Consider the following 23,874-nt stretch of genomic DNA (forward strand, 5'->3'; position numbering starts at 1 on the left):
CGTCTCCGGCGCCGCGGGTGCGCCCGCGGGCCGGCGCCGCCCGGGGCTCACAGCGCCCGGCCTTCCAGCACGCGTTCGATGTCCTCCGCGGCCGCGTGGAGGGCGCTGCCCGGGGAGGCCGAGCCGGCCAGCGAACCGTTGACGTTCGTGTAGACCCCGTGGCTGAGCTGGGCGTAGCGGGCGATGCCGGAGGGCCGCGAGACCAGCGGCGCGTCGGCCGCCGCCTTCAGCGCCGGGTTGCCGCGCTGGAGGTCCTCGTCGTGCAGCACGTCGCTGCGCGCCGGGATCACCCCGTTCTCCGCCAGCATCCGCTGAGCCTTCTCGCCGGTCATCCACCTGATGAAGGTCAGGGCGGCGCCGATCGCGTCGCTGTGCGGGTTCACCATCAGGTTCCAGCCGCCGGCCGCGGACTTCCCCGGGCCCTTCTCGCCGTCGAAGGCGGGCAGCGGGGCGATGCCGACCTTGCCCACGACCTGCGAGGTCTTCGGGTTGTTCGCCTCGCCGTAGGCGTAGGCCCAGTTGCGGTGGAAGGCCGCGTCCCCCTCGACGAAGGTCTGCAGGGACTGCTGCTCCTGGAAGCTGGTGATCGCGGAGGGGGCCACCCCCTCGTCGAGCATGTCCCGCATGAAACGCAGCACCCGCCGGTTCTCCGGCGAGTCGATCGCCGGCCGGCGGCCGTCGCGGGACACGGTGCGGCCCCCGGCGGCGGCCGACATCTCCGTCCAGTCCACCGTCAGGCCCTCGTAGTTCGCCCACTGTGCGACGTAGCCGTAGCGGACGTCGCCCGACCGCTGGAGCCTGGCCGCCGTCCGCTTCAGCTCCTCCCAGGTCTTGGGGACCGGCAGGTGGTGCTTGTCGAGGAGGTCCTTGCGGTAGTACATGAGACCGGCGTCCACGTAGAGCGGCGCGCCGATGTGCTCGCCCCGGTACTCGGCGATGTCGGCCCGCTCCCTGGGGAAGCGGTCCCAGTAGCCGTCCGGGAGGTGCGCGTCGAGCGGCATCGCCAGCGAGGCCTTGCCGAACTGGGCGGGCCAGACCACGTCCCCGTTGTAGACGTCGATGCTGCCCGAGCCGCCGGAGATCTCGGTGGTGAGGGTCGCCCGCATGGTGTCGGTGTTGTTGGGGGCGGCCTGGTAGGTGACCGTGATGCCGGGGTGGTCGCGCTGGAAGGCGTCGACGAGCTTCTGGGGGAACCCTTCGGGGCCGAAGTTGATGGCGTACCAGGTGAGGTGGCCGGAGGCCGGGCCGACGTCCTTCGGGGCGACCGACGCCGAACCGCCGCCGCCGGAAGAACCGCAGGCGCTGGCGAGCAGCGAGCCGAGGACCGTGAGAACGCAGAGCACGCTCGCTCGCCTCGTGCGTGCGCTGCGGTGGGAGGTGCCCAGGACGTACTCCTTGTGGTGCCGCGTTCCTGGGCCTCAGCCTCGCCTGCCGCCTCCGCTACCCGAAGCGGAAAACGCTCTTATCGGGAAAAGTCACTGGAAAGAAGGGCGCCGAAGACGGCCTCGACGCGCGGCGGGCGGGCTGCCCGCGCCCCCGCCGTGCTCACCGCCCGGGCTCGCCCGAGTCGAGAGGGGCCACCTGAGCGAAGCGCTTGATGCACGGGCGCCGGCCGAGGGCTACGGCAGCGTGAGGATCTCCGCCCCCTCCTCGGTCACCAGGAGCGTGTGCTCGAACTGGGCCGAGCGCCTGCGGTCCCTGGTCACCACCGTCCAGCCGTCCTCCCACATCTCCCACTCGTGGGTGCCCAGGTTCAGCATCGGCTCGATGGTGAACGTCATCCCGGGCGCCATCACCGTGGTCGCCGCCGGGTCGTCGACGTGCGGGATGATCAGCCCCGAGTGGAAGGAGCTGTTGATGCCGTGCCCGGTGAAGTCGCGCACCACCCCGTAGCCGAAGCGCTTCGCGTAGGACTCCACGACCCGGCCGATCACGTTGATCATCCGGCCCGGGCGCACGGCGCGGATGGCCCGCTCCAGCGCCTGCCTGGTGCGCTCCACCAGCAGCCGCGACTCCTCGTCCACGGCCTCGGGGCCGCCGACCAGGAAGGTCGCGTTGGTGTCCCCGTGCACGCCGCCCAGGTAGGCCGTGATGTCCAGGTTCACGATGTCGCCCTCGCGCAGCACCGTGGAGTCGGGGATGCCGTGGCAGATCACCTCGTTGACCGAGGTGCACAGCGACTTCGGGAAGCCGCGGTAGCCGAGCGTCGAGGGGTAGGCGCCGTGGTCGCACAGGAAGGCGTGCGCCACCTCGTCGAGCCGGTCGGTCGTCACCCCGGGCGCGATGTGCGCCGCGGTCTCCCGCAGCGCCTGGGCCGCCACCCGGCCGGCCAGCCGCATCTTCTCGATCGTCTCGGCGTCCTGCACGTGCGGCCCGGCGTAGCGGGCGGGGCCAGGGCGGCCGACGTACTCGGGCCGGGGAATGGCGGCCGGCACCTGGCGGGCGGGGGAGAGCGTGCCGGGAGTGAGGAGCGACTGGCCAGACATGGGGCCGAGTCTACGGGCGCTCCCGAACGGGCGCGGGCGGGCAGGATAGGGGCATGGCCGCCTTCGGACGTCTCATCAGCCGCCTGTTCTCCCGCGAGCCCTCCGGCAAGCCGGGGGAGTGGTACTACTGCCTCAGGCACCGCAGGGTCGAGGAGGGCCCGGACTGCCCGGCCAAGGACCGGATGGGGCCCTATCCGGGCCGCACCGAGGCCGAGCACGCGATGGACCTGGCCAGGGAGCGCAACGAGCGCTGGCGCAACGACCCGCGCTGGAGCGACGACCGGGACCAGGACCGGGACGGGGAGCCGGGCCCGGGCGGCGGCACGTAGCCGGTGGTGCGCGGCGGGGGCGAGGGGCCGCCCCGCCGGGCGCGGTGGCAGGATTCAGGCATGACACCTACCAAGGACCCCTGGGAGCTGCCCGACGTCTCGGGGCTGACCGTCGGCGTGCTCGGCGGCACCGGCGACCAGGGCCGCGGCCTGGCCTACCGGCTGGCCAGGGCCGGTCAGCCGGTGATCGTCGGCTCCCGCGCCGCGGAGCGCGCCGAGGCCGCGGCGGCCGAGCTCGGCCACGGCGTGCGCGGCCTGGACAACGCGGGCTGCGCCCGCGAGAGCGACGTGGTGATCGTCGCGGTGCCCTGGGAGGGACACGCCAGGACCCTGGAGGCGCTGCGCGAGGAGCTGGCGGGCAAGCTCGTCGTCGACTGCGTGAACCCGCTCGGCTTCGACAAGCGCGGCGCCTACGCGCTGGTCCCCGAGGAGGGCAGCGCCGCCCAGCAGGCGGCGGCCCTGCTGCCCGGGGCCCGGGTGACCGCGGCCTTCCACCACCTGTCCGCCGTGCTGCTCCAGGACCCGGCCGTCGAGAAGATCGACACCGACGTGATGGTCCTGGGCGAGAGCCGGGCCGACTGCGAGCTGGTGCAGGCGCTGGCCGCCAGGATTCCCGGGATGCGCGGCGTGTACGCCGGGCGGCTGCGCAACGCCCACCAGGTCGAGGCGCTGGTCGCCAACCTGATCTCCGTCAACCGCCGCTACCACGCACACGCCGGAGTCCGCCTCACCGACATCTGAGCCCGCCCCCGACCCGCTGCCGCCCCCTTCACGACCCTTCACGACCCTTCACGACCGTCCACGACCGTTCCCGACAGCCACGCGAGAACCGCCCGGAGCACCCATGTCAGAGACCGCCCAGCAGGCGGCCGCCGCCGCCCAGGCGCGGCGCCTCGCCCGCTACGCCCTGCTCGTCTGCGCCCTGACCCTGGCCGCGGCGGTGCTGTCCTTCGTCCGGGGCAACTGGCTCGGCGTCGTCTGGCTGCTGATGACCGGCCTGTCCTCGAACATGGCCTGGTACTACGCGCGGCGGGCCCGCACCGCCCGCTGAGCCTGGCCGGCCCGCGGCGCCGCCGGGACCGGCCAGGGCACGGCTCAGGCCGTGCGGGTGCGGAACCGCGCCACCGCCAGCGGGGCGGTGACCGCCGTGATGCCGGCGGACCACAGCAGGACCCCCAGCGCGGGCCCGGCGACGGCGCCGCCGTTGACCAGGTTCCGCGAGGCCTCCGCCAGGATCGACAGCGGGTTGGCGTCGGCGAACGCGGCCAGCCAGCCCGGCATCGTGCCGGTCGGCACGAAGACCGAGGAACCGAACTGCAGCGGCATCAGCGTCAGCAGCCCGAACGCCTGGATCGCCTGTGAGGTCTTCAGCGTGAGGCCGAGCAGGATGAAGATCCACACCAGCGAGGCCCCGAACAGCGTGGAGAGACCGGCCGCGCCCACCAGCCCGGGCCACCGGCCGCCCACGTGCAGCCCCACCAGGAAGCCGACGCTCAGCAGCACCACGCAGGAGAGCAGCAGCCGCACCACCTCCATCGCCACCTTCGCGATCAGCACCGAGGAACGGGCGATCGGCATCGACCGGAACCGGTCCATCACGCCCTTCTCGAAGTCCTCGTGGATGCCGGTGCCCACGGCCATGGCGATGGTGACGCCCATCATGCCCAGCAGCCCCGGCACCACGTAGTTCACGTAGGCGCCGCGGTCCTCCGAGAGCGCGCCGCCGAACACGTAGACGAACAGCAGCGTGAAGACGACGGGCATCACCAGGGCGTCCATCATCGACTCCGGGTCCTGCCGCGCCTGGAGGACGTTGCGGCGGAACAGTGCCCCGATGTGCCGCAGGCCGTTCCGCAGCCCGATCCTGGCGTCCTCGACCCGCCCGGTGTCGCTCATGCCACTGCCTCCCGCGTCTCCCGCGCCTCGCGTCCCCCGGGTCCCTCGTGCCCCTGGTCGTGCCCCTGGCCGCCTTCCGGCCCGCCCTCCCGGTCCTGCGGCGTCTTTCGCCGCTCGCCGGCGGGGCGGCCGGTCAGCAGCAGGAACACCTCGTCCAGGCTCGGCAGGTGGGTCCCGATGTCGGCGATGCCGAAGCCGCGCGCGGCCAGCAGCCCCACCACGGCGGTCAGTTGCGCGTCGTCGAGCACCGGCAGGCTCAGCTCGCCCTCCGCCGCCCCGGCGCCCGCCGGGGTGGCCGCGGCGAGCCCGGCCTCGGCGAGCGCCGCCGCCATCGCCGCCAGCTGCCCGGGGTCGGCCGGGCGCACCCGCAGCGTGCGGCCCCCGACCCGCGACTTGAGCTGCTCGACGGTGCCCCGCTCGATCACCCGGCCGTGGTCGATCACCGTCAGCTCGCTCGCCAGCCGCTCGGCCTCCTCCATGTACTGCGTCGTCAGCAGCACCGTGTTGCCCTCGGCGACGATGCGCTGGATCTCCTCCCACACCTCGTTGCGGGTGCGGGGGTCGAGGCCCGTGGTCGGCTCGTCGAGGAAGAGCACCCGCGGCACGCCGATCATGGAGGCCGCCAGGTCGAGGCGGCGGCGCATGCCGCCCGAGTACTTCCCGGCCGGGCGCCTGGCGGCCTCGGCCAGCGAGAACCGCTCCAGCATCTCCTCCGCCCGCAGCCGGGCCCGGGCGCGCGGCAGGTTCAGCAGCCGCCCGATGAGGTAGAGGTTCTCAAAGCCGGAGAGCTTCTCGTCGACCGAGGCGTACTGGCCGGTCAGGCCGATCACGCGGCGCAGGTGCCGCGGCTGGCGCAGCGGGTCGAAGCCGGCCACCCGCATCGTGCCCGCGTCGGGGCGCAGCAGCGTGCACAGGCAGCGCACCAGGGTGGTCTTGCCCGCGCCGTTCGGCCCGAGCACCCCCATCACGGTGCCCGGGCGCACGTCGAGGTCGACGCCGTCGAGCGCCCTGGTCTCGCCGAACCGCTTGACGAGCCCGCGGACTTCCACGGCGTTGGGCTCGGGGCCCGTGGAGTCTTCTCGCGTCATGGGGGCACGCTGACAGCCCCCGCCGACAGGCCACCGACAGGCCGCCGACAGGCCGCCGACGTCCCGCTTGTGGCCGCCTGCCCCCGGCCCGCACCCCGCCGAAGGCCCGGACGCGCGTCCGCCCCCGCCCGTCGCGCGGACGGGCGGGGGCGGACGAGGCGGGCGCCGGGGCCTTGGGCCACCGGCCTCGGCTCACCGGCCGCGGCGGGCGGGCCGCCGGGCGGCTCAGCCCTGCGCCGGCCGCCGGTGGAAGCTGTGCTCCTCGGCCGGGTAGGCCCCGCCGACGACGTCCTCGGCGAACGCGCGCGCCGCGTCCCCGAGCACCTCACGCAGCCGCGCGTACTGCTTCACGAAGCGCGGCGTCCTGTCGCCAGGCCAGTCCGTCATCCCGGCCATGTCCGTCCAGACCAGCACCTGCGCGTCGCAGTCGGGACCGGCGCCGATGCCGATGGTCGGGATGTGCAGGCTCCTGGTGGCCTCGGCGGCGATCTCGGCCGTCACCAGCTCCAGCACCACCGCGAAGGCGCCCGCGTCCTGCACCGCCTTGGCGTCCCGCAGCACCTGCTGCGCCGCCTCCTCGCCGCGCCCCTGCACCAGGTGCCCGCCGTAGGCGTGCACCGACTGCGGCGTGTAGCCCACGTGGGCCATCACCGGAATCCCGGCCTCCACCAGCGTCCTGACCTGGTCGGCCGAGCGCTCGCCGCCCTCCAGCTTCACGGCCCCGACCCCGGCCTCCTTCACCAGCCGGGTCGCGCTGCGCAGGGCCTGCGCCGGGCTCTCCTGGTAGGAGCCGAAGGGCAGGTCGCCGACGATCAGCGCCTGCCTGGTGCCGCGCACCACGGCCGCCGCCAGCATCACCATGTGGTCCAGCGTCACCGGGACCGTGCTGTCGAATCCGAGGTGGGCATTGCCCGCCGAATCGCCCACCAGCATCACCGGGATGCCCGCCTCGTCGAAGACCGAGGCGGTCATCGCGTCGTAGGCCGTGAGCATCGGCCACTTCTCGCCGCGCGCCTTCGCTTTCGCTATGTCCCGTACGGTGGTCCGGCGGCTCCGCTTGCCGCCGTAGAGCCCAGACACCTCCGGCCGCGTGGCCGGGTCCTGGACAGGCGTGTGCTGCGTCATCACGCTGCTCCTGTTCACATTCGTCTCGAGGCGCCATTCCGGCGTCCCCGGATCGCCTCCATCGTCGCACCGACGGAGCAACGGGGAAAGACGGGCGCGCGAGGCCGCCGGCGGCGGACGGCGGCGGCGCTCGCGCCCGGAGAGGCGAAATCCCGTGGTGCGAACGGCTGATATAACGGAACCTCGGGCGCCGCCGTGACCGTCTTGTGCTCTGACGCACCCCGGACTCCGCGGAGGGGCCGGGCGCAGTGGCCATGGTCAGTCGACGCAGGGACGGCACGCTTGTACACCCCCGGAACCCAGCCGGACCAGGACGCCGAGGACGGCGGCGGACCCGAGACGGAAGCCGCGGGAGCCGCAAGCGCGAAGCCGCGCTGGAGCGACCGGGCGGGGCTGTGGCGCCGCGGCTGGTGGGTGGGCGGCAGCTCGCTGTTCCTCGCGCTGGTGCTGCTCGTCCACGCGAAGGTGCCCAACGAGATCGGCAACCTCGGCAGCCTCCTGCAGACCTTCCTGCCCTGGCTCGGCCTCGCCGTCCCGGTGCTCGTGGTCTGCGCCGTGCTGCGGCGTTCCGCCACGGCCCTGGTCTGCCTGCTGGTGCCGATTCTGGTGTGGCTGAACCTCTTCGGCGGCCTGCTGATCGACAAGACCTCCGACGGCGGCGCGCTCATGGTGGTCAGCCACAACGTGGACGCCGACAACGCCGACCCCGAGGGCACCGCGGAGAAGCTGGCCGGCAGCGGCGCCGACCTGGTCGCCCTCCAGGAGCTGCCGCAGAGCGCCATGGAGACCTACGAGGCGGGGCTCGCGGCGGCCTACCCCTACCACGCCGTCCAGGGCACCGTCGGGCTGTGGAGCAGGTACCCGCTCAGCGACACCGCCCCCGTGGACACCGGCATGGGCTGGGTCAGGGCGATGCGGACCACGGTCAGCACCGACGCCCTCGGCGACATCGCGGTCTACGTGGCGCACCTGCCCTCGGTGCGGGTGCAGTTCCGGGCGGGCTTCACCGCCGAGCGCAGGGACCGGGCCGCCGAGCTGCTCGGCCAGGCCATCTCCGAGGAGGGCCTGCACCGGGCGGTGCTCCTCGGCGACCTGAACGGCACGATGAACGACGGGGCGCTCGCCCCGCTCACCTCCCAGCTGCGCTCCACCCAGGGCGCGGCGGGCGCCGGCTTCGGCTTCAGCTGGCCGGCCGGGTTCCCGATGGCGCGGATCGACCAGATCCTGGTCCGCGATCTGGAACCGGTCTCCTCCTGGACGCTCCCGGCCACCGGCAGCGACCACCTGCCGGTGGCCGCCCGGCTCGACCCCTGAGCCGGCGCCCGGGCAGGTCCGCCCACGGCCGCATGCCCCCTCCCGCCGCTTGCCCCACTTTTCCTCGGTTACCCTCGGCTACTCTCGGTTATCCTTGCCTCCTCTCGCCTCGTCTCGCCTCCTTTCGACGGGCTTCGCCTTCCTCCCGGCTGTTTTACGTTTGAGGGGTAACGGCGCAGACGGCGCCGCCGGGAGGAAGGCATGTCGCGCACGAGATTCGCCGCAGACCGCAAGCTCACCAGCCGCATGGTGCTGACCATGTTCCTCATCGGGCTGCTCTACGTGGTCTTCGTGGGGCTGCTGGTCTGGGCCCTGGGGGACTCCTGGCCGCTGGTCGTGGTGATCGCGGCGGCCCTGTTCGTGCTCCAGTTCTGGTTCAGCGACCGGATCGCGGCCTTCAGCATGGGCGCCCGTGAGGTGACCCCGGAGCAGGCCCCCGAGCTGCACGGCGCCGTGGACCGGCTGTGCGCGCTGGCCGACATGCCCAAGCCCAGGGTGGCCATCGCGGACACCGACGTGCCCAACGCCTTCGCCACCGGCCGCAGCCGCCGCACCTCGCTGGTCTGCGCCACCCGGGGCCTGCTGCGGCGGCTGGAGCCCGAGGAGCTGGAGGGCGTGCTCGCCCACGAGCTCTCGCACGTCGCCCACCGGGACGTGGCCGTGATGACGGTGGCCGCCTTCCTCGGCGTGCTGGCCGGGCTCATCACCCGAATGGCCCTGTGGACCGGGCTCGGCCGCTCGCGGAACAACCAGAACGCGGCCCTGCTGCTCGTCCCGCTGGTCAGCGCCGTGGTCTACGTGATCAGCTTCCTGCTGACCCGGCTGCTCTCGCGCTACCGCGAGCTGTCCGCCGACCGGTCGGGCGCGCTGCTCACCGGGCGTCCCTCGGCCCTGGCCTCGGCCCTCACCAAGGTCTCCGGCCAGATGGCCCGGATTCCCACCCGCGACCTGCGGCAGGCGGAGCCGTTCAACGCCTTCTTCTTCGCCCCGGCCTTCTCCGGGCACAGCCTCAGCCGGCTGCTGTCCTCGCACCCCACCCTGGAACAGCGCCTCGACCGGCTCGGCCGCCTCTCCGCCGAACTCGGCCGCCCCTGAGAGACCCCAGGCCGCGCCCGGGCGGACCCGGGCGAATCCCCGAGACCCCGAATCCCCGAGCCCCCGAGACCCCGAGACCCCGGGACCCCGAGAGAGGAGGCGGAACCGTGGGCATCCTCGACGTGATCCTCGGCCGCAGCAAGCCGGTCAGGCCCGACCTCGACCAGCTCTTCGCCGTGCCCTCGGCGGCCCTCACCCTCCAGGCCGGCGCGGGCTTCGCGCCCACCGGGCTCGGCTCGGTCTGCTTCGCCAGCGTGGAGGGGGGCGCGTTCTCCCAGGTGCGGCGCGACGTGCAGGAGCTGCTCGACGCGGACACCGCGGCGGGCGGCGTGCCCGTCGAGTTCAGCCAGGACTCCTACGGCTACACCTGGCTCCTCGTCCGGCAGCCGACCACCGAACTCGCCGCCCTGGTCAACGACCTGCACGCGGTGAACACCCTGCTGCGGGACGCCGGCTTCGGCCCGCAGCTGCTGTGCTCGCTGGTCGGCTTCCAGGACGCCCAGGCCAGGCCGCTCGCCCTGGTCTACCTCTACAAGCGCGGCACGTTCTACCCCTTCGCCCCCGTCCCCGGCGCGGCCGAGCGCCGGGACAACGAGCTGGAGCTGCAGATGCGCGGCCTGCTGGGCGACGACCTGCGGCTGGAGCAGGACCTCGCCCGCTGGTTCCCGGTCTGGGGCGCGCCGGGCCTCTAGCGGCCGGGTTCAGGTCGGCAGGCCGTCCTCGCGCCAGCGGTTGGTCAGGGGCAGCCTGCGGTCCTTGCCGAAGACCTTCGGGGAGATCTTGGTGCCCGGCGGGTACTGGCGGCGCTTGTACTCCGCGGTGTCCACCAGGCGCAGCACCCTGGTGACCAGCTCCGGGTCGAAGCCGGCGGCGATGATCCCCTCCCGGCCGGTGTCCCGGTCCACGTACAGTTCGAGCACCCGGTCGAGCACGTCGTAGTCGGGCAGCGAGTCGGTGTCCACCTGCCCGGGCCTCAGCTCGGCGCTCGGCGGCTTGACGAGGGTGTTCTCCGGGATCGGCGGGGTCTCGCCGCGCTCGGCCGCCGCCCGGTTGCGCCACCTGGCGAGCTGGTACACCCCCGTCTTGTACAGGTCCTTGATCGGCCCGTACGCGCCCACCGAGTCCCCGTAGAGGGTGGAGTAACCCACCGCAAGCTCGCTCTTGTTGCCGGGCGCGAGCACGATGTGACCCTCCTGGTTGGAGACGGCCATCAGCAGCGTGCCCCGCAGCCTGGACTGGAGGTTCTCCTCGGCGAGCCCGGTCAGCCCGACCGCCCCCATATAGGCGTCGAACATCGGCGCGATCGGCACGGTCCGCAGGGTGAGGCCGGTGCGGGCCGCCAGCTCCTCCGCGTCGGTGCGGGAGTGCTCCGAGGAATACGCCGAGGGCATCGACAGCGCGAAGACGTGCTCGGCGCCGAGGGCGTCACAGGCCAGGACCGCGCACAGCGCGGAGTCGACGCCGCCCGAGAGGCCGATGAGGACCGACCCGAAGCCGTTCTTGCGGACGTAGGCGCGCAGGCCGGTGACCAGGGCCCGGTACCGCACCTCCGCGTCGTCGAGGGCGGGCGCCAGGCCCCCGGGGTACGCCGGCTCGTAGGGTGGCAGCGGGTCCTCGGACAGCGTCACCCGGTCGATCCGCAGGCCGTCCTCCACCACGCCGCCCGGCGGCTCGGCGGCGGCCGGCGGCAGCTCCAGGTCCACCAGGAGGCACTCCTCCTCGAACTGCGGCCCCCGCAGCAGCACCTCGCCGTTCCGGTCGACCACCAGCGAGTCGCCGTCGTAGACCAGCTCGTCCTGGCCGCCGGTCATCGCCAGGTACGCCAGCGTGCAGCCCGCCTCCTGCGCCCGCTTGCGGACCAGGTCGAGCCGGACGTCCTCCTTGGCGACCTCGTAGGGCGAGGCGTTGATCGCCACCAGCAGCCCGGCCCCCGCGGCCCGCGCGGCCGGCACCCGGCCGCCGTCCTGCCACAGGTCCTCGCAGATGGCCAGCGCCACGTCCACCCCGTGGACCCGGACCACCGGCAGCGTCTCGCCCGGTACGAAGTACCGGAACTCGTCGAAGACCCCGTAGTTCGGCAGGTGGTGCTTGGCGAAGGAGAGGACGACCCGCCCGCGGTGCAGGACCGCCGCGGCGTTCTGCGGGGTGCCGACGGGCTGCCAGGGCCGCTCGGGCACCGCCTCCGCCCGGTCCAGGTAGCCCAGGAGCACCGGGGTCTCGCCCAGGCCCTCGGCGGCGAGCCGGGCGGCCAGGCCGCGCAGCGCCTCGCGGGCGGCCGAGACGAAGGAGGAGCGCAGCGCCAGGTCCTCCACGGGGTAGCCGGTGAGCATCATCTCGGGGAACACGACCAGGTGCGCGCCGCGCTCGACGCCGTGGCGGGTCCAGCGCAGCACGGCGTCGGCGTTGCCGGGCAGATCGCCGACGGTCGAGTCGATCTGGTTCAGGGCGAGTCGTAGCTGAGGCACGCCGCCGAGTCTAATCGTCCGATTGACGCAATGGGGGCGACGACGGCCCCGCGGCCCCGGCGGCGGCCGCCGTTCGCGCGCCATTCGACCAGGTCGATTACGTGTCGACGCCGAGGGGAAGGCTCAGCTGTCCGCCCTGTGCCGCGCCGCCGTCCGCCCGCCGGCCGTGCCGCGCGCCGGCCGGCCCGCGTGCCGGGCGCGGGACCGCGGCCGGGCCTTCAGCCGTCGTCCCAGCGGTCTTCCCCTCCCCCTCGCGCCGCTCACCCCACGAGAGCCTCATGAGACACGCAGAGAAGGGAACGCCGGGCATGCCGCAAAACCTCAGCTTCCACCTGCCCTTCCCCGCCGGCACCAACCCCGAGGCGGACCGCGCCCGCGAACGCCACCTGGACTGGGTCGCGCGCCTCGGCCTGGTCGAGGGCGCCGAGGCCCTGCTCCGCTACCGCGACTCGCGGCTCACGGACCTGGTCGCCTACGCCTACCCGGACGCCGCGGGAGAGGACCTCGACCTGGTCACCGACGCCGTCTGCCTCGGTTTCCCCCTCGACGACGAGTTCGACGGGCCGCTCGGCCGCCAGCCGCGGCACGCCGCGCTGCTGAGCGCGGAACTCGCCGCCATCCCCTACCGGGAGCCGGGCGCAAGGCCCCGGCTCGACACCCCGCTCACCCGCGCCTACACCGACGTCTGGCGGCGCAGCGCCGCGGGCATGTCCGCGGCCTGGCGGGCCAGGGCCGCCGCCAACTACGCCCGCTTCTTCCGCTCCTACGTCCAGGAGACCCACAACCGCAGCCAGGGCGTCACCCTCGACGAGGACTCCTACGTGGCGCTGCGCAGGCAGGCCGTGGGCACCGCCCCCTGCTTCGACCTCATCGAGCGGGCCGGGCACTTCGAGGTGCCGCCGCGCGCCTACTGCAGCCGCGAGGTGCAGGCCCTCACCCGCTGCGCGGGCGACGTCGTCTTCCTGTGCAACGACGTGCACTCGGTGGAGCGCGAGGAGGCGCAGGGCGACCCGCACAACCTGGTGCTGATCCGCCAGCGCGCCCTCGGCTGCGACCGGGCCGAGGCGCTGCGGCAGGTGGCGGCGGAGATCAGGAGCCGGGTGCGGCTCTTCGTCTCGCTGACCGCCGCCCTGCCCGCCAGGCACGCCGAGTGGCGGCTGGACGCGCGCGGGCGCACGGACCTGGCCCGTTACCTGGCAGGACTCGGCACCTGGATGACCGCCAACCAGCGCTGGGGCGTGGCCACGGCCCGCTACGCGGAACGCTCCCGCTCGGCCTGAGCCGCGCCGCGGCCCCGCCGCAGCAGCCGGTCCAGCGCCCGCCGCCAGCGCGGGCCCGCGGTGTGCCGCGGCGCGGGCCGCCCGGCCTCCGCCTCCCGCGCCCCGCCCCCGCGGCGGGCGGCCGCGGTCCCGGACGCCGCCCTCGGCGCCGGCCCGGCCGCGGCCCCGGGCGCCGGTTCGGCGCCCGCCCCGGACGCCGCCCCGGACGCCGGCCCCGGCGCCGCCCGGGACGCTGCCGGGGCGGGCGGCGCCGGCGGGCGCGGGGTGAACTCCACCGGCAGCGCGTCCAGGTGCCGCGACCAGGTGGAGGCGCTCCAGGTCAGCTCGTCCGCCTCCACGGTCAGCCGGATGTCGGGCAGCCTGGCCAGCAGCACCTCGATCCCGGTGACCGTGATCGCCCGGCCGATGTCCTGCCCAGGGCACTCGTGCGGGCCGCTGGTGAACGCCAGGTGGGAGCGGTTGCCGTACATGGGGGCGCCGGGCGAGGGCCGCACGGCCGGGTCCACGTTCGCCGCCGCGAGGCCGAGCAGCAGCACGTCCCCCTTGGCGATGTGCTGCCCGCCCAGCTCCAGGTCGTGGGTGGCGAACCCGCCCGGGCACACGGAGATCGGCGGCTCGTCCCACAGCACCTGCTCCACCGCGGCGGGCAGCGTCATCCGCCCGCCGTGCAGCGAGCCCCGGAAGCGGGGGTGGGTGAGCACCACCCGCAGGGTGTTGACGATGAGGTTGGTGGTGGTCTCGTTTCCGGCGATCAGCACCAGCCGCAGGTGGTGCACCACCTCCTCGTCGCTGAGCTCGGCCGGGTGGGCGACCAGCCAGGACGCCAGGTCGTGGCCGGGGTCCGCGTGCTTGCGGGCGACGAGCTCCCGCAGCGTGGACTGGATGTACCGGTCGCTGGTCACCGCCTTCTCCGTGCCGATCAGCAGCTGGCGGCTCGCCTCCACCAGGCGCAGGCGCTCCTCCTCCGGCAGCCCGAGCACCGTGGTCAGCGCCAGCATCGGCAGCTGCTGGGCGTACTGGGCGAGCACCTCGGCCCGCCCGTCGGCGGCGAAGCGGTCGATCAGCGCGTGCGCCTGCCGCTGCACGTGGCGGCGCAGGCCGCGCCGGTCGAAGCGGTCGAGGCTCTCGTTGAGCGCGGCCCGCAGCCGCTCGTGGACCTCCCCGTCCTCGTGGGTGCAGTCCGGGCCCCACAGCAGCACCGGGGCGATGGGCGAGGAGGCGCTGACCCGCCCGGCGAGCCACTCGCCCCAGTTGCGGCCGTCGCGGCTGAACCGGCGCGGGTTGCGGGTGACGTCGAGCACCTCGTGGTAGCCGAGCACGAGCCAGGCGGGCACGTCGCCCTCCAGGAGCACCGGCGCCACCGGGCCGTGGTCGGTGCGCAGCCGCTCGTACAGGCCCATCGGGTCGGCCGAGGCCGCGGGCCCGTACAGGCGCCGCACCTCCTCGCCGCCGCCCTGGTGGGCGGGGCAGCCGGGCGGGGGCAGCAGCACGGGGGCACACGCGCCGGGGGCCGAAGACGCCTGGGCGCCCGGGGACGCCTGAGGGGCCCCGGGCGCCTGGGGCGCCGGGGAAGCCGGGAACGCCTGGGGGGCCGGCGAGGGGCCGCCGGCGCGGGTGGGCTCTGAGGGGAGTGCGGTCACGGTGCCTCCGTGGGGTCCGGGGTTGCCGGTGCGGAAAGGGCGTAGCCGGCGAGGGGCGCCCAGGGCGCCTGCGGCGTGGCGGGGTCCGCCGGGCCCGGTGGGGGCACGGCGGGGGCGGCGGTGGCGCGGGCCGGTGGGCCCGGCCGGGGCGCGGCGCCCGCGGGGGGCGCGGCCAGCGCGTAGAGGTGGCGCAGCAGCGTCAGCAGGACCGCCCGGCTCGACCCGGCGTCGCGCGCGTCGCAGTCCACCACGGGGACGGCCGGCGGCAGGTCGAGGGCGGCCCGCAGCTCGCCCGCCGGGTACAGCGGGGCGTCGGGGAAGTTGTTCACGGCCACCACGAAGGGCAGGCCGAGGTCCTCCAGGCGGTCCACGGCCAGGAAGCAGTCCTCCAGGCGCCGGGTGTCCACCAGCACGACGGCGCCGAGGGCCCCTTCGAGCACGCCGTTCCACAGGAACCAGAAGCGCTGCTGCCCCGGCGTGCCGAAGAGGTAGAGCACCAGCCGCTCGTTGAGGGTGATCCGGCCGAAGTCCATGGCCACGGTGGTCTGCGCCTTGCCCTCGACGCCGGCGAGGTCGTCCACCCGCTCGCCGGCCTGGGTCATCGTCTCCTCGGTGGTCAGCGGCCTGATCTCGCTGACGGCGCCGACCAGCGTCGTCTTGCCGACCCCGAAGCCGCCGACGACCACCACCTTCACCGCGCGCTCGGCCGAACTCGGCAGCAGGTCCTCCGCGCGCGGGCCGTGCCCGGGCCCCTGGGTGCGCGCGGGCCCTGGCTCACAGTCGCTGTAGTCCATCGATCAACGCCTTCAGGGTCTCGACGTCGGGGTCGGCAACGGCCCCGCCCCTGGGGGGACGGGTCTGCCGCAGCTCGACCCTGGCGTTTTGGTGCAGGTCGGTCAGCAGCACGACGACCGCGCTGAACGGCAGGGCGAGGTGGGCCGAGAGCTCGGCGACCGAGAGCGGGCGCCGGCAGGAGCGCAGCAGGTCGGCCTGTTCCGGCGGCATGCCCGGCTGGGGCGCGGCGGTGGCGACCACGAGCGTGACCAGGTCGAGCACCGGCCACTCCCCGGATTCCGGCGCCTGGCTGCGCCCGCCGGTCACGACGTAGAGCGGAACGGGCTTGCCGCCGTCCCGCTTTCGGCTTCGCGTTTCCTGGACGGGCCTCATGGCGCGGCCTGCTCCGGGGTCCTGGGGGCGCTGGAGAGGTGCTCGCCGATGCGCAGCACCAGGTCGCGCATGCGCTGGCTGATCAGCCCGGGGTCGATCTCGGAGGCGGCGGTCACCGCCAGGTAGGAGCGGTCGCCCGCGGCCATCAGGTAGAAGTGCCCGCCGTTCAGCTCCAGCAGGACCATGCGGACCCCCGGGTCCTCCCCCGGCGGGGACTTGCGCAACTCGCGCGGCAACTCGCCGGCCAGGTCGCGCGGCGGCTCCCCGGGCAGCTCCCTGGCGATCGACTGGGCCAGGCTCTTGATGCCGGATGCGGCGGCGGCCAGCCGGTCCCCGCAGTCCCGTTCGGCGCCGTACTGGGCCATGCACAGCCCGTCTGCGGACAGCACCACGATGTGCCTGATGCCGGGGACCGTCGCGGCCAGGTCCCGGAGCATCCAGTCCATGTCCTTGAACCGACGCTGTGTCACGTGCTTCTCACCCTTTTTGGATTCCGTCGTCGCCTGTGGTGCCCGCTTGTCCCGCTCGTTCCCGGCCCGGCCGCCCCGGCCGCCCGCCGCCCGCGCGGCCTCCCGCGCCCCGGCGGCCCGCCCGCCTCAGCCGGCGTCCTCGCCGTCGTCCTCCGGCTCGGGGCCGCCGGCGGGCTCGCCGTACTCGCCGCGGCCGGCGAAGCCCGCGGGCCCGGGGCGGGCGCCGCGCCCGGGACGCGTCCCCTGGTGCCCCGGGTACGCGGGGTACTCGCCGTCCTCGGCCTCGGCGCGGTCGCCGCGCAGCCCGGCGAAGAAGGCGTCCACCCACATGCCGGGCGGGGCCAGCTCGCCGTGTCCCGAGCGCGGCTCCTCGTGGGCGGGCCTGGTGGGGAGGGGCCCCTCGGCGGGCGCGGCCCCGGTGCCGCGCCGCCGCCTGCGCTGCGGCAGGCCGCCCGCGGTGCGCTCGTACGCCCGGCCCTCGGCGCTCTCGTCCCCACGGTCCCCGCCGGCCTCGCCCTCCGGGCCCACCGGCCGCCGCGGCCAGTTCGGCGTGGGGCGCAGCGGCGGCAGCTTGTAGGGCGGCGGGGGCACGTGCACGATCAGCTCGTTGGGCAGGAAGACGACGGCGCGCACGCCCCCGCAGGTCGAGGGGCGCAGCGAGATCCTGATGCCCCAGTGGCTGGCCAGGATGCCCGCCACGCGCAGGCCGATCCGCGCCGTCTCGCCGAGGTCCTCCAGGTCGAGGCCGTCCACGCCCTGCTGGAGCAGGAACTCGGCGCGGCGGCGCGACTCGTCGGTCAGGCCCGTGCCCTTGTCCTCGATGGAGACCTCGATGCCGAGGGCGACCTCCTCGGTGTTCATCACCACCGAACTGCCGGGCGGGGAGTAGCGGGTGGCGTTGTCCAGCAGCTCCGCGAAGAGCATGATCACCGACTCGGCCGCCTGCCCGGCGATGGCCACGTCGATCACCCGGTGCTGCTGCACCCGCAGGTACTCGGTGATCGGGCCGCTGCCCGCGCGCATCACGTCGTACAGCGTGATCGGCCGTTCCCACCTGCGCACCGGGGCGCCGCCGCCGACCACGGCGAGCGCGGTGGCGAACCTGCCGGTCACGTTGATGCCGTGCTCCAGGTGCATCAGGTCGCTGAGCACGTCGGGGGTGTCGTGCCGGAACTCCATCTTCACGATGTCGTCCTGCAGCCGGTGGATCTCGGACTGGATGCGGCAGGCGATGTTGACGATGGCGCGCTTGGCCGAGTCCCGCTGGTACTCCTTCTCCCGCAGCACGTCGAGGATGGCGTACAGCATCGAACGGTGCGCCTTCGCCAGCCGCGGGTCGGAAGAGGATTCCGGGTCGGCCGGCGGCATCACGTCCTCTTCCAGGCGGCCCTGCTTCAGCTTCTCCAGGGCCACCGGGAGCTGCTCGTAGGCGACCAGCTCGGTGTCGGCGAGCTGGCGTTCGAGGCGTTCCTCCAGGCGCGCGATGCGGCGCCCGCGGCGGATCGTCTCGCCGGAGACCGCGGCGACCGAGAGCGCGGCGAGGGCCGCGCACCACAGCACGGCGGCCCTGGCCTCCCGCGGCACCAGGAACACGGCCGCCAGCCCGCCGAGCGTCACGAGCCCGGGGGGCAGCAGCCAGCGGCCCGCGGCGGGGTCCTGGCCTCGGGATCGCTGCAAAGTACCGGCATGCACCATGGGCGTCCTCACTGGGGTTCGCGACTGGCCGTGACGGCCACAACTCGCTACGTGGCTGGGAGAGTAGAGCGCCAGGAGCGTGTGCCGCAGGCAGTTGCGGGAACGTCCCCCGTTCGGGCCGGGCCGGAGATGCCCGCGGGCCGCGGCGCCGCCGGAAACCCCCGGTTGACCTGGGGTTTCGGCGGGGCGTCCAGGTGGAATCCGGGGCGTGCGGCTTAGGCCAAAGCTTCATAATGGGGTCGGGCGCGTGGCGCGTGGCGTCGCGCGTGCGCAACCCCGCGGAAATCCTGTGATGGGATGCTCGGGGACCCGGCGCCCCCGCGCGGGACGCGTGGGCGACACGACACCGCCACGGCAGGGCCGAAGGGCCGCAGGAACCGTCTTGACCGGCGAGGATGGGTGGACATGGAGAAGCAGCAGGAGTTCGTCCTCCGCACGCTGGAGGAGCGCGACATCCGTTTCGTGCGGCTGTGGTTCACCGACGTGCTCGGCTTCCTGAAGTCCGTCGCCGTCGCGCCCGCCGAGCTGGAGCAGGCATTTGACGAGGGCATCGGCTTCGACGGCTCGGCGATCGAGGGCTTCGCCCGCGTCTACGAGTCCGACATGATCGCCAAGCCCGTGCCGAGCACCTTCCAGATCCTGCCCTGGCGCGCGGAGTCGCCCGGCACGGCGCGGATGTTCTGCGACATCCTCATGCCCGACGGCTCCCCCTCGTACGCCGACCCGCGCTTCGTCCTCAAGCGCGCCCTGGCCAAGAGCTCCGACCTGGGCTTCACGTACTACACCCACCCGGAGATCGAGTTCTACCTGCTCAACGAGAAGCCGGTGGACGGCTCCCGCCCCACCCCGGCCGACTCCTCCGGCTACTTCGACCACACCCCCCAGCACGTCGGCATGGACTTCAGGCGGCAGGCCATCACCATGCTGGAGTCCATGGGGATCTCGGTGGAGTTCTCCCACCACGAGGGCGCGCCGGGCCAGCAGGAGATCGACCTGCGCTACGCCGACGCGCTGTCCACGGCCGACAACATCATGACCTTCCGGCTGGTCATGAAGCAGGTCGCGCTGGAGCAGGGCGTGCAGGCCACGTTCATGCCCAAGCCGTTCTCCGAATACCCCGGCTCCGCCATGCACACCCACCTGTCGCTCTTCGAGGGCGACCGCAACGCCTTCCACGAGACCGGCGCCGAGTACCAGCTCTCCAAGGTGGGCCGCTCCTTCATCGCCGGACTGCTGCGGCACGCCGGCGAGATCTCGGCCGTCACCAACCAGTGGGTCAACTCCTACAAGCGCATCTGGGGCGGCGCCCAGCGCACCGCGGGCGCCGGCGGCGAGGCGCCCTCGTACATCTGCTGGGGGCACAACAACCGCTCCGCGCTGATCCGGGTGCCGATGTACAAGCCGGGCAAGACCGGTTCCACCCGCATCGAGGTGCGCTCGCTCGACTCGGGCGCCAACCCCTACCTCGCCTATGCCGTGTTGCTCGCCGCCGGGCTCAAGGGCGTCGAGGAGGGCTACGAGCTGCCGCCGGGCGCCGAGGACGACGTGTGGGCGCTGACCGACCGCGAGCGCAGCGCGCTCGGCATCGAGCCGCTGCCGCAGAACCTGGGCGAGGCCATCCAGCTGATGCAGCGCAGCGAGCTGGTCGCCGAGACCCTGGGCGAGCACGTCTACGACTTCTTCCTGCGCAACAAGCGGCAGGAGTGGGAGGAGTACCGCTCCGAGGTCACCCCCTTCGAGCTGCGGAAGAATCTGCCGGTGCTGTGAACGCCCGCCGGCGCCGGCGGCGCCGCGCGGGCGCCTGCCGGCGGCGCGGGGCGGGCGGGCGCCGTCACGGGTTGCCGGGCCGGTCCGGCCGGTCCGGCCGGTCGGCGTCGCCGTGGGGGCGGTGCTCCTGATGCCGGCGCTTGCGCATCAGGCCGAGCAGCCCCAGCAGCCCGATCAGCCCGAGGAGGCCGAACCACCCGCCGTTGCCGCCACCGCCGTCGTCGTCGTTGTCGTTGTCGTCCTGCGCCTGCGGGAGTTCGCCCGCGGGGGCGTCCTGGGCCGCCACCACGGAGGCAGCCGGCGCGAAGCCCTCGGGCACCGCCTCCGCGAGTGCGGTGCCGGCGGGGGCGAAGGCCAGCACCGTGGCGATCACCGCGGCCGTGATGGTCCTGCGCATGGGTCCTCCTGCGTGTCCTCGACGGTCGTGCCCGCGCCGAGCGGGTCAACGGGGCCTGTCCTCCCAGCCGAGCACGGCGCGGAACGCGCAGCCACGAGGGCGCCTCGCGCAAGAGCCGTTCGGGTGAAGAATCCCCCGCCCGTCCGCCCGCTCGCCCGCTCGCCCCGGCCCGCGCCCCGCCCGCGCCCCCGCCGCCGGTGCGCGGGCGGCTGCCGGACCTGCCGCGCGCCCGGGCGCGGCCGAGGCCCTGCTTCCCCCGGCGTCCCGGGGGTGGGGGAGGCCGCCGGGAACCCGCGGTGGCGCGGCCGGGCCGAACCGGTTCCCCGCGGGCCGTGCGAGGATGACCGGTGACGGGCCCGGCCGTGCCCGCGCGCGGGCAGGGCGCACGGACCCGCCGGGCGGCCCCGCCCCCGGACCCCCCGCCCCCGCGCGGTGGCCGGGACGGCAGCCGCGCGGTACCCCGGCCGCCGCGCCGCGCGCCGGGCGGTGACCGGGCGGCCGGGCGGCGGCCGGCGGGGCAGGAACGAGGACGCACAAGCGCGGGCGGGCGCGGGGCCGGCCGGCGGGGAAGCGGAAGGAGGACGGCGCGCGTGCCGGTTGGTGGACGGCGGGACAGCCGGTTCGGTCAGTTGCTGCGGCGGGGCTTCGGCGACCCCTCGGCGGCCGGGGCGCTGCTGGACTCCCCGGCCCTGCGGCCGGTCCAGGGCTCGGGCGTGCTGCTCGACGCGCTCGGCGCCACGGCCGACCCCGACCAGGCGCTGCGGTCCCTGGTCCGGCTCGCCGAGGCGGTCGCGGAGCCGGAGCGCGCCGTCCTGCTCGACACGCTCCTCGCCGCCAAGCCGCTGCGCGACCGGCTGTTCGCGGTGCTCGGCGCCTCCGAGGGGCTGGGCGACCACCTCGCCCGCCACCCCGCGGGCTGGCGGGCGCTCGCCGCCTTCGAGACCGCCGATCTCCACCCGGCGACCGAGGAGTTCGAGGCGGCCCTCGCGCCCGCCGCCGACCCGGACGCGCTGCGGGTGCGGTACCACCAGGCCCTGCTGACCATCGCCGCCCGCGACCTCACCGGCACCTCGGACTTCGCGCAGACCGCCGCCGAACTCGCCGACCTGGCCGGCGCCACCCTCCGCGCGGCCCTGCGCCTGGCCTCCCAGGCGGCCCCCGAGGACGCCGCCGCCTGCCGGCTGGCCGTGATCGGCATGGGCAAGTGCGGCGGCCGTGAGCTGAACTACGTCTCCGACGTCGACGTCATCTTCGTCGCCGAGCCGGCCGAGGGCGTCGCGGAGGGCAAGGCCCTGCAGGCCGCGACGCGTCTCGCCGCCCACCTGATGCGGATCTGCTCGGCCACCACCGCCGAGGGCACCATCTGGCCCGTCGACGCCAACCTGCGTCCCGAGGGCCGCAACGGCCCCCTCGTGCGCACCCTCGGCAGCCACCTCGCCTACTACCGGCGCTGGGCGAAGACCTGGGAGTTCCAGGCGCTGCTCAAGGCCCGCCCGGTGGCCGGGGACGAGGACCTCGGCAACGCCTACTGCGAGGCCGTCGCCCCCCTGGTGTGGCGGGCGGTCGAGCGGGAGAACTTCGTGCCCGACGTCCAGCAGATGCGCCGCCGCGTCGAACTCTCCGTCCCCGCAGCCCAGCTGGAGCGGGAGCTGAAACTCGGCCCCGGCGGGCTGCGCGACGTCGAGTTCGCCGTCCAGCTCCTCCAGCTGGTGCACGGCCGCACCGACCCCGAGCTGCGGCGCGCCACCACGCTGGACGCGCTGGCGGCCCTGGCCGAGGGCGGCTACGTCGGCCGCGAGGACGCCAAGTCCCTCGACGCCTCCTACCGCTTCCTGCGCACCGTCGAACACCGCATCCAGCTGCACCGGCTGCGCCGCACCCACCTGATGCCCACCGAGGAGAGCGAGCTGCGCCGCCTCGGCCGCTCCCTCGGCTTCGCCGGCGAGCCCGTCCACGAGCTGCTCACCACCTGGCGCAGGCACGCCGCGGCGGTGCGGCGGCTGCACGAGAAGCTGTTCTACCGGCCGCTGCTCGACGCCGTCGCCCGCCTCGACGCCGGGGCCGAGGTCAGGCTGGGCCAGAACGCGGCCAAGGAGCGCCTGGTGGCCCTCGGCTATGCCGACCCGGCCGCCGCGCTGCGCCACCTGTCCGCGCTGGCCTCGGGCGTCAGCCGCAAGGCGGCCATCCAGCGCACCCTGCTGCCGGTGCTGCTCGACCGGTTCGCCGACTCGGCCGACCCGGACGCCGGGCTGCTGGGCTTCCGCAAGGTCTCCGACGCGCTCGGCAAGAGCCCCTGGTACCTGCGGCTGCTGCGCGACCAGGGCGCCGCGGCCGAGAACCTCGCCCGGGTGCTGTCCGCCGGCCGCTTCGCCCCCGACCTGCTGCTGCGCGCCCCCGAGGCGGTGGCCCTGCTCGGCGACCGGGAGGGCCTGCTGCCGCGCGGCAGGGCCGCGCTCACCCAGGAGGTGCTGGCCGCCGTCGGGCGGGCCGGCTCCCCGGAGGCGGCGGTGGCCGCCGCCAGGGGGGTGCGCCGCCGGGAGCTGTTCCGCACCGCCGCCGCCGACATCGTTGGCGCCTACGACGTGGACCAGGTGGGGGAGGCGCTCACCGACATCAACGCCGCCACCCTCACCGCGGCCCTGGACGCCGCCGTCGCGGCCAAGAGCGCGGGGGAGCCCGAGGTCAGGCTCGCCGTCATCGCGATGGGCCGCTTCGGCGGGCGCGAGCAGAACTACGGCTCGGACGCCGACGTGGTCTTCGTGCACGAGGCGCTGCCCGGCGTGCCGGAACGCCGCGCGAACGAGGCGGCGTTCGCGATCGCCAACGAAATGATCAGGCTGCTCCAGCTGCCGAGCGTCGACCCCCCGCTGCCGGTGGACACCCAGCTGCGGCCCGAGGGCAGGAACGGCCCGCTGGTCCGCTCCCTGAGCAGCTACGCCGCCTACTACCGGCGCTGGTCGCTGGTGTGGGAGAGCCAGGCGCTGCTGCGGGCCGACCCGGTGGCGGGCGACGCCGAACTCGGCGCCGGGTTCACCGCGCTGATCGACCCGCTGCGCTACCCGGCCGAGGGACTCGGCGAGGACGCGGTGCGCGAGATCAGGCGGCTGAAGGCCAGGATGGAGAGCGAGCGGCTGCCCCGCGGCGCCGATCCCACCACCCACACCAAGCTCGGCCGCGGCGGGCTCTCCGACGTCGAGTGGACGGTGCAGCTGCTGCAGCTGCGGCACGCCGCCTCCGTGCCCGCCCTGCGCACCACCCGCACCCGGCGGGCCCTGGCGGCGGCCCGCGAGGCCGGGCTGCTGTCCGCGGCGGACGCCGAGGTGCTGGACGAGGCATGGGTGCTGGCCACCCGGGTGCGCAACGCGGTGCTGCTGGTGCGCGGCCGCCCGCAGGACAGCTTCCCCGCCGACGGCCGCGAACTGGCCGAGGTGGCGCGGCACCTGGGCTACGAGCCGGGCGGCGCGAGCCGGATGCTCGACGACTACCGGCGCACCACCCGCCACGCCAGAGCCGCGGTCGAACGCCTCTTCTACGATTCCTAATGGAGATGTCAAGCGGCGGCCGTGACGGGCGGTATGGGCTCGTAGCACCGTCCGTCACGCAGGAGGGCCCACAGGACGTTGACCCGTCGGCGGGCGAGCGCGAGCACGGCTTGGACAT

Annotated in this window: 20 protein-coding genes and 1 pseudogene; 9 read left to right on the forward strand and 12 right to left on the reverse strand. The window is 74.6% G+C overall.

The features are described 5' to 3' along the window. Window positions 1-47 precede the first annotated feature (47 nt). Together D7294_RS05720 and map are read right to left on the reverse strand one after the other, a co-directional pair. A complete protein-coding gene (locus D7294_RS05720; RefSeq protein ID WP_158674573.1) occupies window positions 48-1,343 on the reverse strand; it encodes an ABC transporter substrate-binding protein in 1,296 nt (431 codons plus the stop codon). A gap of 276 nt (window positions 1,344-1,619) precedes the next feature. After that, on the reverse strand, window positions 1,620-2,486 hold the full coding sequence (gene map / locus D7294_RS05725) for a type I methionyl aminopeptidase (protein ID WP_120676114.1): 867 nt from the start codon (window positions 2,484-2,486) through the stop codon (window positions 1,620-1,622). A gap of 53 nt (window positions 2,487-2,539) precedes the next feature. Between map and D7294_RS05730 the strand changes: the two genes are divergently transcribed. The 3 genes from D7294_RS05730 (at window position 2,540) to D7294_RS05740 (ending at window position 3,866) form a co-directional block, all read left to right on the forward strand. Beyond that, window positions 2,540-2,815 (forward strand): hypothetical protein, encoded by a 276-nt coding sequence (locus tag D7294_RS05730; RefSeq protein WP_120676116.1) that lies wholly within the window; start codon window positions 2,540-2,542, stop codon window positions 2,813-2,815. 60 nt (window positions 2,816-2,875) lie between these two features. Next, window positions 2,876-3,556: an NADPH-dependent F420 reductase gene (npdG, locus tag D7294_RS05735; protein WP_120676118.1), complete on the forward strand. Its 681-nt coding sequence runs from the start codon at window positions 2,876-2,878 to the stop codon at window positions 3,554-3,556. 103 nt (window positions 3,557-3,659) lie between these two features. After that, window positions 3,660-3,866, forward strand: coding sequence for a hypothetical protein (locus D7294_RS05740; RefSeq protein WP_120676120.1), 207 nt, complete (start codon window positions 3,660-3,662; stop codon window positions 3,864-3,866). Window positions 3,867-3,910: 44 nt separating this feature from the next. On the opposite strand, the gene D7294_RS05745 is transcribed toward D7294_RS05740, so the two are convergent. The 3 genes from D7294_RS05745 to panB form a co-directional block, all read right to left on the reverse strand. Further along, window positions 3,911-4,711, reverse strand: coding sequence for an ABC transporter permease (locus D7294_RS05745; protein WP_120676122.1), 801 nt, complete (start codon window positions 4,709-4,711; stop codon window positions 3,911-3,913). Continuing rightward, window positions 4,708-5,799, reverse strand: coding sequence for an ATP-binding cassette domain-containing protein (locus D7294_RS05750; RefSeq protein WP_120676124.1), 1,092 nt, complete (start codon window positions 5,797-5,799; stop codon window positions 4,708-4,710). Before D7294_RS05750 ends, D7294_RS05745 begins: the two co-directional genes overlap by 4 nt. Before the next feature lie 225 nt (window positions 5,800-6,024). Then, complete coding sequence (panB, locus tag D7294_RS05755; protein ID WP_120676126.1) at window positions 6,025-6,924, reverse strand: 3-methyl-2-oxobutanoate hydroxymethyltransferase; 900 nt, start codon at window positions 6,922-6,924, stop codon at window positions 6,025-6,027. A gap of 393 nt (window positions 6,925-7,317) precedes the next feature. Here panB and D7294_RS05760 point away from each other — a divergent pair, with 393 nt between their 5' ends. From D7294_RS05760 to pspAB, 3 genes are all read left to right on the forward strand, one after another. Beyond that, entirely contained in the window at window positions 7,318-8,238 is a 921-nt protein-coding gene (locus tag D7294_RS05760; protein WP_422070660.1) for an endonuclease/exonuclease/phosphatase family protein, read from the forward strand. 201 nt (window positions 8,239-8,439) lie between these two features. After that, the gene (htpX, locus tag D7294_RS05765; protein WP_120676130.1) at window positions 8,440-9,333 is read left to right on the forward strand and encodes a zinc metalloprotease HtpX; all 894 of its coding nucleotides are present in this window, start codon (window positions 8,440-8,442) and stop codon (window positions 9,331-9,333) included. Between the two features lie 107 nt (window positions 9,334-9,440). Beyond that, window positions 9,441-10,025, forward strand: a complete 585-nt coding sequence (gene pspAB, locus D7294_RS05770; RefSeq protein ID WP_120676132.1) for a PspA-associated protein PspAB — start codon at window positions 9,441-9,443, stop codon at window positions 10,023-10,025. A gap of 9 nt (window positions 10,026-10,034) precedes the next feature. Here pspAB and D7294_RS05775 read toward each other — a convergent pair whose 3' ends face one another. Further along, complete coding sequence (locus tag D7294_RS05775) at window positions 10,035-11,798, reverse strand: NAD+ synthase (protein WP_174248272.1); 1,764 nt, start codon at window positions 11,796-11,798, stop codon at window positions 10,035-10,037. A gap of 308 nt (window positions 11,799-12,106) precedes the next feature. Between D7294_RS05775 and D7294_RS05780 the strand changes: the two genes are divergently transcribed. Next, on the forward strand, window positions 12,107-13,078 hold the full coding sequence (locus D7294_RS05780; protein WP_120676136.1) for a terpene synthase family protein: 972 nt from the start codon (window positions 12,107-12,109) through the stop codon (window positions 13,076-13,078). Here the strand turns inward: D7294_RS05780 and D7294_RS05785 are convergent. The 5 genes and pseudogenes from D7294_RS05785 to D7294_RS05805 all read right to left on the reverse strand — a co-directional run bounded on the left by D7294_RS05785 (window position 13,051) and on the right by D7294_RS05805 (window position 18,032). Continuing rightward, the gene (locus D7294_RS05785; RefSeq protein ID WP_422070661.1) at window positions 13,051-14,478 is read right to left on the reverse strand and encodes a cytochrome P450; all 1,428 of its coding nucleotides are present in this window, start codon (window positions 14,476-14,478) and stop codon (window positions 13,051-13,053) included. The genes D7294_RS05780 and D7294_RS05785 overlap by 28 nt on opposite strands. 413 nt (window positions 14,479-14,891) lie before the next feature. After that, window positions 14,892-15,512, reverse strand: a pseudogene (locus tag D7294_RS05790) (GTP-binding protein); the annotation flags it as partial. Further along, on the reverse strand, window positions 15,493-15,885 hold the full coding sequence (locus D7294_RS05795; RefSeq protein ID WP_120676142.1) for a DUF742 domain-containing protein: 393 nt from the start codon (window positions 15,883-15,885) through the stop codon (window positions 15,493-15,495). The pseudogene D7294_RS05790 and the gene D7294_RS05795, both read right to left, overlap by 20 nt. Further along, on the reverse strand, window positions 15,882-16,355 hold the full coding sequence (locus tag D7294_RS05800) for a roadblock/LC7 domain-containing protein (protein WP_241562124.1): 474 nt from the start codon (window positions 16,353-16,355) through the stop codon (window positions 15,882-15,884). The genes D7294_RS05795 and D7294_RS05800 overlap by 4 nt, the downstream gene beginning before the upstream one ends. A gap of 126 nt (window positions 16,356-16,481) precedes the next feature. Further along, a complete protein-coding gene (locus tag D7294_RS05805; protein ID WP_120676146.1) occupies window positions 16,482-18,032 on the reverse strand; it encodes an ATP-binding protein in 1,551 nt (516 codons plus the stop codon). A 423-nt stretch (window positions 18,033-18,455) separates the two neighbouring features. Here D7294_RS05805 and D7294_RS05810 point away from each other — a divergent pair, with 423 nt between their 5' ends. Continuing rightward, window positions 18,456-19,817: a glutamine synthetase family protein gene (locus D7294_RS05810; protein WP_120676148.1), complete on the forward strand. Its 1,362-nt coding sequence runs from the start codon at window positions 18,456-18,458 to the stop codon at window positions 19,815-19,817. Between the two features lie 64 nt (window positions 19,818-19,881). Here the strand turns inward: D7294_RS05810 and D7294_RS05815 are convergent, their stop codons facing one another. Then, a complete protein-coding gene (locus tag D7294_RS05815; RefSeq protein WP_120676150.1) occupies window positions 19,882-20,214 on the reverse strand; it encodes a hypothetical protein in 333 nt (110 codons plus the stop codon). Between the two features lie 590 nt (window positions 20,215-20,804). Between D7294_RS05815 and D7294_RS05820 the strand changes: the two genes are divergently transcribed. Further along, entirely contained in the window at window positions 20,805-23,756 is a 2,952-nt protein-coding gene (locus D7294_RS05820; protein ID WP_120676152.1) for a bifunctional [glutamine synthetase] adenylyltransferase/[glutamine synthetase]-adenylyl-L-tyrosine phosphorylase, read from the forward strand. Window positions 23,757-23,874 lie beyond the last annotated feature (118 nt).

Origin of the sequence: Streptomyces hoynatensis (assembly GCF_003626535.1) — a bacterium.
GTDB lineage: Bacteria > Actinomycetota > Actinomycetes > Streptomycetales > Streptomycetaceae > Streptomyces > Streptomyces hoynatensis.